Origin of the sequence: Paenibacillus mangrovi, from assembly GCF_022898935.1 — a bacterium.
GTDB classification, from domain to species: domain Bacteria; phylum Bacillota; class Bacilli; order Paenibacillales; family Paenibacillaceae; genus Paenibacillus_AQ; species Paenibacillus_AQ mangrovi.
Map to the genome: position 1 here is coordinate 195,246 of NZ_JALIRP010000007.1, position 16,326 is coordinate 211,571.

At 42.4% G+C, this 16,326-nt stretch carries 12 protein-coding genes; 1 reads left to right on the forward strand and 11 read right to left on the reverse strand.

The window, feature by feature from the left end; all coding sequences use genetic code 11:
• Positions 1-118 precede the first annotated feature (118 nt).
• The 7 genes from MUG84_RS18055 to MUG84_RS18085 form a co-directional block, all read right to left on the reverse strand.
• Positions 119-2,197: a DUF5054 domain-containing protein gene (locus MUG84_RS18055; protein ID WP_244727291.1), complete on the reverse strand. Its 2,079-nt coding sequence runs from the start codon at positions 2,195-2,197 to the stop codon at positions 119-121.
• Between the two features lie 15 nt (positions 2,198-2,212).
• Positions 2,213-3,106: a carbohydrate ABC transporter permease gene (locus tag MUG84_RS18060; protein WP_244727292.1), complete on the reverse strand. Its 894-nt coding sequence runs from the start codon at positions 3,104-3,106 to the stop codon at positions 2,213-2,215.
• Between the two features lie 19 nt (positions 3,107-3,125).
• A complete protein-coding gene (locus MUG84_RS18065; RefSeq protein ID WP_244727294.1) occupies positions 3,126-4,016 on the reverse strand; it encodes an ABC transporter permease in 891 nt (296 codons plus the stop codon).
• Between the two features lie 77 nt (positions 4,017-4,093).
• Positions 4,094-5,752, reverse strand: a complete 1,659-nt coding sequence (locus MUG84_RS18070) for a type 2 periplasmic-binding domain-containing protein (RefSeq protein ID WP_244727295.1) — start codon at positions 5,750-5,752, stop codon at positions 4,094-4,096.
• A 136-nt stretch (positions 5,753-5,888) separates the two neighbouring features.
• Positions 5,889-7,700, reverse strand: coding sequence for a cache domain-containing sensor histidine kinase (locus MUG84_RS18075; RefSeq protein WP_244727297.1), 1,812 nt, complete (start codon positions 7,698-7,700; stop codon positions 5,889-5,891).
• Complete coding sequence (locus tag MUG84_RS18080) at positions 7,697-9,091, reverse strand: response regulator (RefSeq protein ID WP_244727299.1); 1,395 nt, start codon at positions 9,089-9,091, stop codon at positions 7,697-7,699. The genes MUG84_RS18075 and MUG84_RS18080 overlap by 4 nt, the downstream gene beginning before the upstream one ends.
• A gap of 540 nt (positions 9,092-9,631) precedes the next feature.
• Positions 9,632-10,057 carry a VOC family protein gene (locus MUG84_RS18085; RefSeq protein WP_244727302.1) on the reverse strand — a complete coding sequence of 142 codons (426 nt, stop codon included), beginning with the start codon at positions 10,055-10,057 and terminating at the stop codon, positions 9,632-9,634.
• Between the two features lie 190 nt (positions 10,058-10,247).
• On the opposite strand from MUG84_RS18085, the gene MUG84_RS18090 reads away from it, so the two are divergent.
• A complete protein-coding gene (locus MUG84_RS18090; RefSeq protein ID WP_244727304.1) occupies positions 10,248-10,937 on the forward strand; it encodes a YetF domain-containing protein in 690 nt (229 codons plus the stop codon).
• A gap of 76 nt (positions 10,938-11,013) precedes the next feature.
• Here the strand turns inward: MUG84_RS18090 and nhaC are convergent, their stop codons facing one another.
• The 4 genes from nhaC to MUG84_RS18110 all read right to left on the reverse strand — a co-directional run bounded on the left by nhaC (position 11,014) and on the right by MUG84_RS18110 (position 16,216).
• A complete protein-coding gene (gene nhaC / locus MUG84_RS18095) occupies positions 11,014-12,402 on the reverse strand; it encodes a Na+/H+ antiporter NhaC (RefSeq protein ID WP_244727307.1) in 1,389 nt (462 codons plus the stop codon).
• 268 nt (positions 12,403-12,670) lie between these two features.
• Complete coding sequence (locus MUG84_RS18100; protein WP_244727309.1) at positions 12,671-13,699, reverse strand: NAD(P)H-dependent amine dehydrogenase family protein; 1,029 nt, start codon at positions 13,697-13,699, stop codon at positions 12,671-12,673.
• 104 nt (positions 13,700-13,803) lie between these two features.
• On the reverse strand, positions 13,804-14,637 hold the full coding sequence (locus tag MUG84_RS18105; protein ID WP_244727311.1) for a MerR family transcriptional regulator: 834 nt from the start codon (positions 14,635-14,637) through the stop codon (positions 13,804-13,806).
• A 49-nt stretch (positions 14,638-14,686) separates the two neighbouring features.
• Entirely contained in the window at positions 14,687-16,216 is a 1,530-nt protein-coding gene (locus MUG84_RS18110; protein WP_244727313.1) for a cardiolipin synthase, read from the reverse strand.
• Positions 16,217-16,326 lie beyond the last annotated feature (110 nt).

Below are 16,326 nucleotides of genomic sequence, written 5' to 3' on the forward strand. Positions count from 1 at the left end.
CCTTACTGAGTAGAGTTTCGTCTTTACTATGCTCGAAGTAAATATCTGTTATGCACATTTCGTACCAACGCAAAAAAAGCATGCCGGTAAGCGGCATGCTTTGTATGTTTTAATTTATTCAATTGGATACGAACGACAATCGGAAGCGGAATCTCATGTCTTCCTCAAACCACATTCGGAAATTCGTTCCCCATACGTTATTGTGCAAATTAAAGTGAAACCCGCCAGCAAGTGGAGCGAAGGAATTGTCGAATTGGAGCAACCTTCTTTCACCTGGACAAACGACAGGAGCATCCAGCGTCTCTATTGCCATGATTCCGTCTGCGCCTTCGTAGTAGAGCCCTTTATTTACAGCATGCATATTTCGGTTACCGTTCTTAACGACAGATAAGGGTGAGATCTGTTCGCCAAGCTTATCCATGACCCACCTGTTCGGATTATCAACGGAAGGGATGAAAGAGAACCAGCTTGCTTCCGGTAATCGACAAGCAGGTTTGTCTTTCCACTGCAGCTCCGCATCTAATATAGGCTCGTCATGATGGAAAGTGTAGACGATCGCAAGCTCACGAGGCGCACCGAAATGCAGGCTTGCGTCAGAAGGCATCTCCAGCTTAATCCAAACTTTGTCGCCTCCCATTTGCTTTTCCAAATGAATGCTTCTTACTACAGGACTGTATCGCTTAGGCTCTATTGATGGTTCGGCATATTCTAATCCGGGTTTGCCAAGATCAGGATCTGCCCAGCTATAATGTCGGTTAAGGTGAACGGCATACTCCTTGAAAAAGCGATCATAATTTTCTTTGCCAAACGTCTCATATCGAAAAACGCCTAGCTTATGTTCATCTTCCGCCCAGGACTTTCCGTTGCCATCAACCAGATGGTGAATCGAACCGTCCGAAGCGAAGCTAACGCGAAATTGCCCTACATCGTAGAAGCTACCTATCTCCAATTTTTCTGCATTTTCTATGGATGTAAAGTTAAGTGAATTCTCAGGGAGTAATCTTTCAAAAGCATCCCGCGTTTCGTTCTGCAAGTCCAAGCTAAGTGCTGACAGCGCTTGATCAATATACGCGCGTTGCTCCTCCCACGAGCTTTCGAAGAACTGGTAACTGCAGTTTGGGCGCGAAATTCGATATAGATAATGGTATTTATCTGTCATCGATTCGACAACAACTTGGTTGTTGGCTCTTGCAGCAGCGAACTCTCCCGCCGAATAATGGGCGTAATCCCCCAAATACACTTTTTCATCCAAGCCCCATGTATGTTCCGGAATGAGCATCAGACGATTGCAAAACTTCGCGAAGCTCTCGCTATTCGTTTCAAGAAGGCCTGATTCCGTCCACTTGTCTCTTAATCGAAGTAATTCCCGATACCGGGCAACTTTCGTTGGATCTGAAGCAACTCCGTGAATCCATGAATCTCCAATCTCCTCGCAAACAACTGGAAGTGAATGCTGGAATGGCAGCAGTTTCTCGGCAAAAGCATCCAGCGTTGAAGCGAAAATCTCCGCTTCGGGGTAATCCTGCCGCAATCGGCTGTAAACCCTTTCAATTTCTTCTGTTGAAGAGGGACCATGATTATCTCCGGTATGGGCAAAATACAGCGCATCCTCCAGACCCTCCACTTTTAACGATTGGCCGTAATCCGCAGCATAGTTCACGATAATCTCCGAACCGTCGCTCGCACGCCAAACAAATACAGGAGGTACGCTCGGAGGCTTGCACGCCGGATTCACGCCAATATGCAAATAACGGATACCGTTTCTAGCCAATAAGGGCACCATTGCGATCGTATGGCCTGGAACATCCGTCATTTTGGCGGCAATCGTTTGTTTCCCGAATTTATGGTCCAGATTCTTCGAGATCGACAAGCCAAACTTAAACAATTGTTTATCCATCAGCTCTGTATGGGTCGTAAACGGAAGACCGTGCCATGCAATATGACCTCTACGAATAGCCTCTTCCATTCGAATGCGTTGTTCATCCGTCGCCGATTGCAAATATTCATGAATCAACCAGGACCCGACTGTCCAAATGAATCTCGGTTTCCCGTCATCCGTCGCCATCTGCTCAGATAATGCGATAGCTTGCGGAATAAATTGATTCATATACTTTTCAACAACTGTACCTGCAAGATCCGTAAATCCGATATCCAAATGCGTTTTGAAAATGACATGCACTCTTTTAATGGTTGTCACAAGATCAGCCCTCCGTTACTCTTTTACAGAACCTAGTACGATTCCGTGAATAAAGTATTTTTGTAAAAATGGGTATATCAGCAGCAATGGAATCATCGCTACCACTAGTTTAGCAGAATTTAACGTTTTATCGGAAGCTTTTAATAATTGGATCAATTGATCGGTAGTCAAAGAACTTAACAATTCCGGATCGATACGTACGACCAATTGCTGAATATACGTCTGAAGCGGATAATTGTCTGGCTTATTCATATAAATCAATCCGTCAAAAAAAGCGTTCCAGTGGCCGACAATACTGAATAGTGTGACAGTAGCCAACGCCGGCAGAGATACCGGAATAAATATTCGCACGAGCGTATGCAAAGGGCCTGAGCCATCAACAATGGCCGCCTCTTCAAGCTCTTTAGGCAAATTTCTAAAAAAATTCATGATCAAAATGACATTAAAAATCGGTACGGCACCCGGTAGAACAAGCGCCCAAATCGAATCGAGCATATGCAGCTCGGCAATGGTCATATATAGAGGGATCAGCCCTCCTGAAAACAGCATGCAAAACACTAAAAACCACATATACATGTTGCGTCCAGGAAACATCGATCGATCTCGAGCTAACGGATAAGCCATCAACACGGTTAAAATAAGGTTAATTGCTCCGCCGATTACAACTCTCTTCACTGAAACGAAAAAAGCCGAAAAAAATTTATGATCCTCAAGGATGATGCGGTAAGAAGACAAATTAAAACCAACTGGCCATAAAGATACTATTCCTGCATTCGCAGCTGATTTATCGCTGAAGGAAAGAGCAACCGTATACCAGAGAGGAAATAGAGAAATGCAAAACACTAGGGTCAGAAACAAGTAAATGCCTATATCTGTACTGCGGCTAAGCCACGTTTTGGATTGCACCATGACAGTCGTTCCTCCTTGCTTAAAAAATACGATAGTTGGCGAATTTAGCCGCTAGTTTGTAGGACAGAGCGATTAATATAATAGCGATGACCGACTTTAATAAACCGACGGCCGTAGCTAATCCATATTGCCCATCGACGAGTCCTATTCGATAAACGTAGGTATCAATGATGTCTCCCGTGGAGTATACAAGCGGATTATATAAGTTAAATACCTGGTCAAATCCGGCATTTAATATATTTCCTAAACTGAGCGTAGATAACAAAATAACCGTGGAGATAATGCCGGGAAGCGTTACATGGCGCAACTGGCGGTACCTGCCTGCACCATCAATTGCCGCCGCTTCATACAAAGAGGGATTGATTCCCGCGAGTGCGGCCAAATAAACGATGGCACTGAAGCCAAACTCCTTCCAAATGTCACTCCCCACGATAATATAACGAAACCAAGTGTTGCTGGCCAAAAACATGATCGGTTCAACACCAAACAGACTCAGCATCCGGTTCATAATGCCGTCCAAGGAAAGCATCGAGACCATAATCCCCGATAAAATAACCCAAGAAATAAAATGCGGCAGATATACAACGGTTTGCACCCAACGTTTGAACCAACGAGTACGCACCTCATTTAAGAATAATGCAAAGGTAACGGGCACGATGATCCCTGCAATCATTTTCATCGATGCAATGATAATCGTATTCAGAAATATGCGGCGGCTATCCGGAAGCTGGAACATGAATGTGAAATTATCGAGTCCGGCCCATGATTGCTTGAAGATTGGAATACCTGGAATAAAATCTTGAAACGCGATGACAACTCCGAACATCGGGATGATACTGAACAAGATGAGAATTAACATTCCCGGAAGCAGCATCAAATGATAGCTGATGATCCGCTTGCTCGACCTCATGCGTGAACCTCCAATCTATTGCTTTGAATGAAGGAGAAGCGCCAGCTTCACGCTTGGCGCTGCCCTTCTTCATTTCGTTATTTGTTTAGTTCTTGCCCGATTTCCTCAATAATTTGTTTTCCACCAAGATTATTCCATTGAGTGACAAATGAATCGAAGCTGTCGAGCGGTGCATCACCCATAATGATCTTTAGGAACGTTTCGCTTTCAAGCTTTTGTAAAACCGCCCATTTTGTGCCCATTGTTTTGGTTTTTCCAAAAAACACGTTTCTTTTCACGTTGATTTTATCGGAGCCCATCAATGCGGATCCATCCATCCTTGACATTGCATTGGACCAGGCGTTAAGATCTTTCTTCGGATTTTCTTGATTTTTCATATAATCGTCGTAATAAAGTTTCAGCTCGGCATTCAAAGAAGAAGGCTCTTTCGCGTCAATAGCTTTCTTTAACTCTAAATGCGTTTGGTACACAGTGTCTTCCGGACCGACTTGCAGAGTAAATGGCCACAACGCCCAATTCCCAGCGATTCCAGGAACATCTTTGTATATGTCCTTGGCTTCCGGATCGAATTGTCTTATTCCGTCATACTCCACGTTCAGCACTCTGACAACGGCTTCCGGATGCTCATAACCTTTGCGTACAACCAGAAAAGAGCCTGTAGGATCCTGATCGGGCACATTAAACTTGCCATTCTCGTCAAGCGGCGCAAGGAATGGCTTCCACTCTGCTTTCGGATCATTCTTCAAGGAGTCCGGGAGCGGAGAATAAGGAATCCACCAGGGTCCGAATACGATACCGACTTTATTGTTAGCTACCAGTTCGTTCGGATCTTTGCGAACCGCAAACTCTTTGTCAATAATGCCCTGTGCATACAGGTCATGCAGCTTGCCTAATGCTGTCTTCATCTCAGGCAATGTTGAACTGTACACGATGTTGCCGGAAGCATCTTTAATCCATTGACTCTTGTAAGCATTCAAAGCCCCTAAAATCGGGTCAAAGCCATGCACGGCGTTCCAACCGGCAAGCTGCGGAATACCTGTCATGCCAACCGTCCCTTTGCCGCTGGCATCTTTATCAATAAATGTCTTCGCGATGTTCACCAGATCATCCAATGTTTGCGGTGGCTTCAGTCCGAGCGTGTCCAACCAGTCTTGGCGAATCCACACGATATTAAATTGCTGACCGATCTGCGTGCTTGGAAGCGCCATCAACTTTCCATTAAACGTTGCTCTTCCGAGAACACGATTATCATACGAATCATATAACCCTCTGATATAGTCATTTGCATTGTTTTTGTATGCATCTGTAAGGTCTTCAATAAGGTCGGCAGCTACCAGCTGTTTCAATTGCTGTTCGTTTACGATAAAGGCGTCGGGTAAATCCCGGCCAGCTATGGATACGCCAATTTTTTGATTATAGGCATCCGAGGTCTCTACTTGCCAAGCTTCAGTTACTTTTACATTAAGCTTCTTCTCGACGTATCGAATATACTCGTTGTTTTCTACTGTATCTCCATTCGGAAGGTTTAAATCTTTGGTATTGTATGCTTTTGCGATTTTAAGTGAAACGGACTGATCGTATTTGCCGTAAGGATCGCCTTTTGCCGTTATTGGCGAATCCGAACTTGGACTCTTCTTCTCAGTACTGGAAGGAGTTGCTTCATTTTTCGTACCACTGCATGCGCTTACAAAAACCATTAGTAATATCAAAGCTAATGCGACCCGTTTTTTTGGCATCTCTTTGCCCCCTTAATGAGTATGAATTACATCTTAATCTTATCCGTGAGCAGGAAATAACTGAGAGAGAATTGCGACGTTATCGGTATGAAAGTCGTCATTTTTATGATTAGACTACTAGCTTAAAACTATTTTCTTATCGACTGTGACTGTTTTCTAACTGATTGTGACCATTTTCATACACATTGTTGGTAATCACCTTAGGAAATTGCAAAGGAATGATCAGCGTAACGACGGTTCCTTGTCCCACATAACTTTCGATTTTAAACTGGCATTGAACACCGTAACTCGCTTTCAGCATTCTTTTCACATAATCAAGTCCAATTCCCAGACCTGATTCCTTCAATGGATTTTTTTCTTCCGCAATGACTTGTGAAATCTCTTCAGGAGTCATCCCCTGTCCATTATCTTTGACTTCGATTAGCATGGAATGACCGGACCCTCTGTGGATGCTGACCGTGATCATGCCGTTCTCGTCATGAAGACCATGATAAAAAGCATTTTCCACAATGGGCTGAAGAATAAATCTCGGAATGTTGATTTCCAAGAGTCCTTCATCGATATCGGATATAACTTTAAACTGATGATCGTAACGAATCCGCTGTAATGCAGCATAGTCCTGTAAAGCTTCCAGTTCGGCTTTTAGCGGCACGACTTCTCCCTTTTTCCCAAGGTTATAATTAAGTACGCGAGTGAATACAGAAACAAGTTGGTCAATCTCGTTTTGACCATTCATTTTGGCTAGCCACTGAATCGTATTTAGCGTGTTATGAATAAAATGCGGATTAATCTGATAGAGCAGCTTTTCTACTTCCAATTTGCGTTTATTGATTTCACGCTGTTCCACATCGGAGATTAGTTCTTGAATCCGATTTCTCATTTGATAGGAAGTGTGCACCAGCACATCAAATTCAGCAATATTCGTGTAAGGAATAGAGGAAGTGAAACGGTTATCCGCCATTAGCTTAATATCTTTTCCTACTTTTCTTAACGGTCGATACACCATTCCCCACAACGCATATGCAAATAGCAGGCTAATGATTAGCCCCGTGCAGACAATCAAGACGAACATCCAAAGCCAAGAATTAAATTCTTTTTGGTAGTCCTTTTTATCGATGACCGCGAGCAGACTCCAGCCTTGTTCATTCCGCTGTCCGAATATATATTGATTTCCTTTGATCGTCTTAAAGGTGGTACCTATTGATTCAGGAACCGAATAGCGCATTCCAGGCTTATAATCATCTACTGAATCACTGTATACAATGATGCCTTGATCGTTTATAAGTACATTGGATGCGGTCATACCATATTGTTGCTTGTTCAAAATCTGTTCGAACAATTTCAAATTCGTTTCAATATAAACATAGACTTGATTATCATTAGAGCCGCCGCTGGGATCATAGATTGGTCTCAGCAATGAAAAAACCTGGTTATTGCCATAACGGTAAAGTGTCGTGTGAGGTCCCGAAAAAACAACGCCCTTCCATTTCGCTAGCAAAGGAAGCTTAAAAAAATCTGCATCCGGACGAATATTCATATTTTGAAAAAGAATTTCGTTTCCTTTGGTCAAATGATACAGAATCAAGCCGAGACTTGGGTTGGTGAAGTTCACCAAGTTCATATTGCTTTGTATGTCCTGACTCAATTCTAATTTTTGATACCTGCTGTCCATGGATAAATAATTGAACAGCTTTTGACCCACACTGCCCTCACTCGTAAGCTGCAAAGAAACATAATCCATGTTGTTCAAAGTACTTTCAAGATTTGAGCTCGTCAACTTCAACGCATTAAACAACCCGTTTTCAATTTTTTTGTTCGTCATTTTTTCGATAGAAAGAATCGATACTGCGCCTAATAATGCAAGCGGAATTAATGTGGTCAACAAAAGAATGGCAATCATTCGCGATTTTAAGGTGCGCGGAGTTTTAATGATGATACCTCTTTTCATACGTTCTCCTTGTTATTCGCAATCCATTGCTTACGATAATCCAGCGGATTCTTCCCAAAATAATTACGAAACACTTTACTGAAATATTTATCATCCTGAAAGCCTGTTAGTTCAGCGATCTGATAAATAGGACGATTCGTTTCCTGCAAATAGATAACAGCTTTGCTTAGCCGAGTTTCTTTAACGTATTCACCATAGGCTTTGCTCACGATGTCTTTGAAGATTTGGCTGAAGTAGCTTCCGCTCATCAAATATTTGGCAGCCAATTCATCCCGGCTAAAGCTGTAGTCGTCGGATTGTTGAATATGGCGAATCGCTTTAACCAGATTAACGATTATTGCAGGTGTATATGTATATCGTTTCATTTCATTTTGAATATCTGACCGTATTGATTTTAACCAACTTACACATAGACTCCATAATGGGAACACCCCCTCGTGATGCAAGCGCTTTCGATTAAGTTCATTTTTAATGACCATAGCCCATGGAGCCAACAACCCGTTCATCAAGTTATCAACTTTCTCCCGCTCCGGCATGGTGTGGGCCATTTTGTCGATTAAAGAAGCGAATTCGTCATCATCAAAAATCCAGTTCATATCTAACCACTTTCGTTCTAATATTTCCCACTCTTCAAATGAATTCAAGCGCTGAGCTGCAACGTGATTTAGAGAACATTCTCCTACCTTTTGACCTGGTTCAAAATGATAAAATAAAAATAAGGGGATCGAAGTGCGAAGAGTTATGTAAAAAGCCGAGGTTGATTGCTGACTCTTCCCTTGAATATCCAACCAAATCCAATGATCCTGACAATAAATAAAGGATTGAGCTTGAAAATAATCATTACGGTTCTTCATTGAGCTAATGTACCATATTCCGTTATTTATCTTGAACACCAATTCAGGTTCTATAAAATTAAGAGGGAAATCGGCCGTCGTTTCTCCAACCAGCACATGACCACTTAATTCGGATGCATCGTTAGCTTCACTTTGTGCCATCATTCGATAATGCTTTTCCTTCAAAATTCGGCTTGTGATCCGTGCCAGAATTTCCTCTATCGTTTCTTGATCGAGCTGTGTTTTGACGATATAGTCAATAGCCCCAAGGCGCATAGCCTCTTGAACATAGTTAAAATCCTGGTGACATGTAAGGACAACCATCCAAGTGTCCGGGAATCGCTCCCTAACTTTTCTCATCAATTCCAGACCACCCATGACGGGCATCGTCAAATCGACAAAAATAAGCTCAGCGGGATTTTCCTGCAGCAGCTTAAGAGCAATTTCTCCATTTCCGGCTTCACCCATGATTTCAATTTGGTATTGATCCCATGGAAAAACAGAAATGATTCCTTTTCTGACAAGCTTTTCGTCATCCACAATCAGCGCCTTTATCATTCACATTCCCCCTATTCTATGAGCTATTCTTTTAGAATGAATTATACAGAGTTTTGTCGAAAATATGTATGAAAATAAGAAAAACGTCTATCGACGTACATTCTCAGAGGACAGACCGCTATTAGAGGTTGTTTTTCTTGCGATATAAGGATGCATACTCTTTGAAGTTTATACTTTCTTATATCTTAACCAAAAACCCTACCAGCATATGCCAGTAGGGTCCGAGCGATCTATAAACAGAATATTTTCGCGATAATGACTAATAGAATGAACAAGACCAGGATCATCCCTGTAGACCTGAACAAATGATGATGGTGGTGGCAGCAATGATGTCTATGTTCCAGAACCTCACTCATTTTCATCCCTCCCATTTGTCTTGATTACATCCATAGTATATGTACCTAGACAAAAAGCGAACCGGGACAAATGACTATTTAAATGGTCGGTTTCATGATGTTTGACCATCATCAACTAGCTTGCTTATACCTAAAAACGGCTCCGCCCGCAATCGCGCGAACAGAGCCGTTTTCTAAACTTATATTATTGATGTGACTCCGTATAGATCTGCCAGGTAACACCAAACTTATCCGTTATAATGCCGTAAGCAGAGCTGAAAAAAGTCTCTTGAAGAGGCATGTCCACTGTGCCATCTTGTTTCAAGCCTTCGAAGTACTGTGTCGACTGTTCTTTGTCGCTCGTCGAAATACAGATGGTGACTTGGTTCCCAGATTGATGAGGTTGACCAGGAAACGTATCGGAAAACATTACAGCATCTTCTCCGATTTGTATTGTTGCATGCGATACAAGTCCCTTAGCCTCCGCTGGTAAAGGCATTTCAGGATTTTCCGGCATCTCGCCAAAAGTTTGTTTAAAAGCAACTTTCGCGCCGAGCGCCTTTTCATAAAAATCAATAGCCTCAGTTGCATTACCATTCATTACGAGATAAGGTATTAATTTAACTGCCATCACCACAACTCCTTCGTTCCTCAAATTTTTCTTTTCAACTTTCTCAAATCAACTTCTATTATAACACATAACTGATAACTTAATTCCCAAGTGTACCGGAAAATACCAGTCATTATTGAGCCAGTGATTATTCAAATAAGTTTTCGGAAATAATTAGGAAATGCAATCATTATTTTTATGGAGATGGGTTATGGATATGATTTGGCAATACTCGATGAGAACTTTGTTAGGTTTTGGATTTTTACTGCTATTAACGCGCATTTTAGGAAAAAAACAATTAAGTCATATGACATTTTTCACATATATTACGGGAATTGCTCTCGGAAACATTGCTGGTGAGATGGTCATACACAAAGAAATTCCGGTACTCGCTGGCATAACTGGATTGACCTTGTGGACAATATTAACCATATTCATTGAAAAACTAAGTCTTAAATCACCATGGGTTAGAGTTATACTCGATGGAGAACCGGCAATCGTCATCAAAAATGGACGAATTCAGCCTAAAGCCATGGCTTTAGCCAAATTAAATATGGACGATTTAAGCATGCTGCTTAGAGAAAACAATGTTTTCTCTGTTCGGGAGGTTGACTATGCTATTTTAGAACCCAATGGAAGATTAAGTGTATTAAAGAAACAAGAAGAGGAAAATCCAACAAAAAAGGATCTGCAGATACCTATTCAAAAGCGTTTATATCTTCCGACTGAACTTATTTCTGACGGCAAAATCGTAGAAAAGAACTTAAAGAATCTGCAATTAAGCCACGAGTGGCTTGAACAACAAATCAAACAACTCGGGGCGCAGTCCATACATGAAGTATTCTTTGCCGAGCTTCAAAGTGATGGGAGTATTTTTATAGATAAAAAAATGGATCAATAGTACTTTCTGATATCTTTAAATAGCAAAGGTCTTGCCTCCAGAATATCTAGGAGACAAGACCCAATGGCTGTGGTAATCACAGTGAAATACCTTTATCATTTCCAAGCGAATTCTTCTGCAATTTTGGGATCAAGGCATAAGCAAACGTGCATAATGGGCTTAACCACAAGAAAATGGCATAAGGTGCATATTCAATAACCGGAACACCTAGCGTTGCTGCGAAGAAGGCGCCACTGACGCCCCATGGAATCAATGGGTTCACGAGCGTACCGCAATCTTCCAGTGTACGGGATAGCGTCTTCGCTGGAATATTTCTGCGGGTATATTCATCCTTGAACATTTGACCTGGCAAAAGGATCGAGAGATATTGCTCACCGGTCATACCGTTTACCGCAATCGACGATACACCTGTCATGAGGACAATGCTGCTTTTACGCTTCAGTGGTTGAATGACTTTACGGAAGAAGGATTCAATGACACCGCAATGCTGCAGCAATCCTCCTAACGATAAAGCAATTAAGATTAGCGATATGGACCACATCATCGATTGCAAGCCGCCGCGGTTGACGATGGAAGCGACCGTTTCGTTGGCGATCGTGCTCTTGTAGCCGCTCTGCATCACACTGAACCAGACATCGATTGCCGTCTGCTGCTGAACCAAGGCGGTCACTAGAAGTCCAGTAACAATACCGATCACTAGCGTCGGAAGAATCGGAACCCGCTTAATAGAGCACACAATAACAGCGAGCGGTGAAAGCAACGTTAGCCAGTGAATATGGAACCCCTCTTGCAATGCAAGCTTAATTTGCTCTATCGATGAAACATCGATGATATCGGACTTTGGCGCTAGCAGGAAAAAAGCAGTAGTAACAATAAGCGCCGGAATCGTTGTATATAACATGTTACGAATATGCGTGAATATAGAAATTCCTGCTACCGCGGGAGCAAAATTCGTCGTATCGGACAAGGGCGACATTTTATCGCCAAAACAAGCCCCACAGATGATCGCTCCAGCTGCCAAAGTTGGTGAAACGCCCGTCGTTAGTGCTATCCCCATGAAGGCTACGCCGACCGTACTGACCGTCGTAAACGAGCTGCCTGTGAACATGGAAACGATAATCGTGACATATAACGCGCTAACCGCAAAATAATGAGGATTAATATAATCCAAACCATAGTATAAAATCGTCGGTACCGTGCCGCTCATCATCCATACGGCGATCAGAATCCCTATAAGCGAGAGGATCAGAATTGGCATGATGGCCGTTTGAATACCTTGAATGATGGCGGATTCGATCCTTTTCCAAGGAAAACCGAATAAGCGCAATAAGGTAGCTGTGCCAACGGTTGCTGTAAGAAGCGGAAGATGCGGTTCCGATTTAAACAGAAAGATCGATACAAACAGAAGTGCTAGAATAAAAACGATGATCATAATGCTTTTTGAAAAACTAAGCTGTCGTTCCATGCTGATAAGGCTCCTTGTACATTGTTGTGGCGGAAAAAGATTCATATCTCTGTCCACTTTTGTCATATTAGTTTATGGCCTCTTCCGCTTTCAAGCTTTTTTGCTTTTTTGCATTGAAGCACAAATGTAATATTAACATAAGTAGGGTTAGAGTCAATGTCTATGAGCATAAATAACGGGATTTCCCAGCTGTTTAGACCAAATCGACATATGTGAAAATGCCGAAAAAGGCGACAGCTTCGAGCCGTCGCCTTCAAACCAATCTCGTTTATTTCACGTAGTAATGAAGTGGATATGTGCGGTATTGAGCCGGAGCCATTTTCTCGGATGTGTAGAACCCGGCCGGAGCCTGAAGCAAATCTGGGATGCGGTTGACAACCGTTGCACACGTAAGCTCTACCGTTGCTGGGCATGCGATGTTGACCTCTGTCTTCGGCTCACCTTTAATTACCCAATCGTTGTGATCCACTTCGTCCTCCGCATACACTTTACCAATACATTCCGCTACGATGACCGGTCCCTGATGGGTAACGGTTGTAACGACCGCGGACATGCCGGTGGCATCTCCAGCAGGAATCGTTTTGCCAAGTGTAGTGGAGTAAAGATCTTTATCATGCGTCATCGGAATCAATTGCTGATCCATCGATTTAATCGTCCATCCAAACTGTGAGCACAGCCATTCGTTGGCGTTTCTCATAAAGGACGGAAGATCGTTGTTGCTGGCTATCTTCTCTTCGAATTCTTTAAGCGTTAGACCTGCACCGTGAACTTCTGCGAGAGCGATGCCGTACTCTTCAACATTGTAACTGGACTTGCCTTCAATTTTCGTAATCTGATGCGTTGCACCCGCGAGTACGGTGATTAAATTGCCCCAGAACACATCCTGATACCCCGAACCGGTTAAGGTACAATTGTTGTCTTTGGCAAGACGGTCCAAACGGTTCGTCAATGCAGGAGAAGTCGTCCAAGGATAGAACGCTTCTTCACATGTACTGATCGCGTTCACGCCGTAACGTGCAGCCAATTCAAAAGCGCTATACGTATCCGTCAATAAGCTTGTCGTTGAAATGATGCACACCTCTGCGTCGCATTCTTTGAATACTTCCTCGGCATCGGAGCGAACAGGAACATTCAATTTCACACCCAAGCCGGCTACCTCTCCTACATCTTTGCCGACGACGTTCGGATTGAGATCGATCGCCCCTACGATTTCTGCGCCTTTCTCATACAAATATCTAAGAAAAACCTGTCCCATTTTACCGCAGCCGTATTGAATAACTCTAATTTTTTCTTTCATGTGGATAGCCTCCTGCATTGTTATTTTTTTCACAAATCATGATTGAACCAATGAATGGTAGGAGCTCCTATGCCCTTATCATAAACTCTATAGTAACTATAGAGTCAACCCCTCTTTATCGGAACTTGCAATTTCATAAACATATTACGTTCGTCATGATGGAATACCGGCAGCTCCACCACCACTTCACAGATATAATCCCCGATCACCTCGTAGCCCTGCTCATGTACATAATCGAACAATTTGTCCGCATACTCCCGCTCGTAAAAGAAACTGTCGCAATATATGCACAAGTAGTCGTGCTCCGGGATGATCTCTACTCCTGCCTGCATTTCAAAATCGGGATCTACGAACAAAAAAACTTCCGTAGATACAAACTGTCCCTGTTCAATCGTATCCTGTCGGATAATGGAGCCGACATTGCAAAAATAAGCCATCGGCAAATGGTTGACGATCGCTTGAGCCCGCAGCTCCCGTAGTATGTATTCATATGTTTCAAGCGTATTTTCATAAATATTGACTTCGCTGTCATAGCAATAGATTTTTCGCTCCGGAATATGCTGCAGAACGATATGCCCATCCTCCGGAGCGTTCATATACGTGTCATAATTTTTAATGCTGACCTGGACCGCTTTTTTCATCTGATCCAGTTCTTTCATTTTGTGCTCAATAAGAGCCGCTTGCTGCTGCAGCATCTCGGGGATCGATTCCACATTTTCAGTGTCAAACCAAGCTTTAATATTGTCTAATGACATGCCCAAATATTTCATATAGTTAATCATGTCCAGTCTGGCGCATTGCTTGATCCCGTAATACCGGTATCCCGTATTTTCATCAACATACTCAGGCTCTAACAGCCCCAGCTTGGCATAATATCGCAGCGTTTGCACAGATGTGTGATTCAATTCGGCCATACGGCCGATCGATAATTTATCCATAACAATAAACCCTTTCATTCATGTCTATGCCATATCTAATATTTGGAAGCTACAACAATGGCGAAATTAATCGCATCAGAGATTCTAGAATCCGTTTTAGGATACTTCGCTTATGAAAAGAGTCCCATGTAATCCGAATGGAATCGTTAAAGTCTTTTTCAAAATCACGTTTAATATCGAGAACCGTTGGTGATTCATACAGCACAGCTGTCAATTCATAATTCAGCTCAAAGCTGCGGATGTCCATATTTGCTGTACCAATTGTTGAGATTTCATCATCAACCAGCACAATTTTCGCATGCACAAAACCATCTTTATAATGATAGATCGAAGCTCCTGCTTTGAGGAGTGGCGTAAAGTAGGATTGAGATGCCTGGTCACTAATGACACTATCGCTTATTCCCGGGTAAAGGATACGGACATCAATTCCGGCTGTTGCGCTAAGTCGCAGTAATGTTAATGTCTCTTGATCCGGTATGAAGTATGGCGTTGCAATCCAAATCGATTTTTTGGCTGACCCCATAATAGCTAATAGTGCGTTGCGGATGCTTGTGTCATCTGAGCTTGGACCGCTTGCAACGATTTGAACAGCGCCACCTGTTTGATGCTTTTCATGATTCGGAAAGTATTCTCTGTTAATAAATGAATCCCAATCATAAGGGTTTCCATCACTGGTAGCGTAGAGCCAATCTTCCAGAAAAATAGCTTGCAGCTTATATAATGCTTTTCCTTCGATTTTGAGATGACTATCACGCCAGACAGGAAATCTTTTAGAACGGCTGAGATATTCATCACCGACGTTAAGCCCGCCTGTAAAGCCAATGACTCCATCTACGATCACAATTTTGCGGTGATTACGATAATTTACGGTTTCGAGCAGCCATGGAGAAAGAACGGGATCAAATTCGACAACCTCAATTCCAGCATCTTTCATGGGCTGTAAGAAGCTTTTGCGTAATGTATGGCTTCCGAGATCATCGAAAAGAAAACGTACGATAACACCGGATTTCGCTTTTTTGATCAATGCGTCCCGAATGGTTGTACCGATTTCATCTGATCGATAAATATAGTATTGGATATGGATATGATGTGTGGCATTTTCAATAGCTTGCAAAATTTCAGTAAATGTCTCTTCCCCATTGGTCAGGAGTTGGGTTGTTGTTTCCGTTGCGACAGGGCCGCCGCTAAATTTTTGTATTGCTTTTGTCAAAAAGTCAGAGCGCTCGCTTAAAGAGGCAGAGGGTTCCAAATTCAAACGTCTTCCTGCTAAAATATCCCGGAATAACTTTCTTTGCTCTTCCGCACGACGTAAATGCTTTTTCCGTCTCCAACGGCTTCTTCCAAAAAGCAGGTAGAATACTACACCTATTGCCGGAAGAAATGCTAATATTAAAAACCAAGCTAATGTACTTTGCGGTGATCGATTTTCAATAAAAATAATGAAGCAAATACCTAAAATAGTAATGGGCCATATGATACCTATAAGAGTCTTTAACGATATAACGGATTTATCTATGACAATCAAACAAGACACCACAAGTGCAAAAACGATCACCAATTGAACGACACGATTTTTCATATGATTAAATGATATACCCCCCGGTCAAGAAAAAAGGACATTTTCGCGTTGAGTTGCGAATGTCCATTTATGATATACAACAATATATATTTTTACAGTATTCACCTGTG

What these genes read in the sequence shown, in the direction of transcription:
- MUG84_RS18060 (WP_244727292.1), bottom strand. Translation starts at nt 3,106, where the DNA reads ATGGTGCAATCCAAAACGTGGCTTAGCCGCAGTACAGATATAGGCATT.
- MUG84_RS18065 (WP_244727294.1), bottom strand. Translation starts at nt 4,016, where the DNA reads ATGAGGTCGAGCAAGCGGATCATCAGCTATCATTTGATGCTGCTTCCG.
- MUG84_RS18070 (WP_244727295.1), bottom strand. Translation starts at nt 5,752, where the DNA reads ATGCCAAAAAAACGGGTCGCATTAGCTTTGATATTACTAATGGTTTTT.
- MUG84_RS18075 (WP_244727297.1), bottom strand. Translation starts at nt 7,700, where the DNA reads ATGAAAAGAGGTATCATCATTAAAACTCCGCGCACCTTAAAATCGCGA.
- MUG84_RS18080 (WP_244727299.1), bottom strand. Translation starts at nt 9,091, where the DNA reads ATGATAAAGGCGCTGATTGTGGATGACGAAAAGCTTGTCAGAAAAGGA.
- MUG84_RS18085 (WP_244727302.1), bottom strand. Translation starts at nt 10,057, where the DNA reads ATGGCAGTTAAATTAATACCTTATCTCGTAATGAATGGTAATGCAACT.
- MUG84_RS18090 (WP_244727304.1), top strand. Translation starts at nt 10,248, where the DNA reads ATGGATATGATTTGGCAATACTCGATGAGAACTTTGTTAGGTTTTGGA.
- nhaC (WP_244727307.1), bottom strand. Translation starts at nt 12,402, where the DNA reads ATGGAACGACAGCTTAGTTTTTCAAAAAGCATTATGATCATCGTTTTT.
- MUG84_RS18100 (WP_244727309.1), bottom strand. Translation starts at nt 13,699, where the DNA reads ATGAAAGAAAAAATTAGAGTTATTCAATACGGCTGCGGTAAAATGGGA.
- MUG84_RS18105 (WP_244727311.1), bottom strand. Translation starts at nt 14,637, where the DNA reads ATGGATAAATTATCGATCGGCCGTATGGCCGAATTGAATCACACATCT.
- MUG84_RS18110 (WP_244727313.1), bottom strand. Translation starts at nt 16,216, where the DNA reads ATGAAAAATCGTGTCGTTCAATTGGTGATCGTTTTTGCACTTGTGGTG.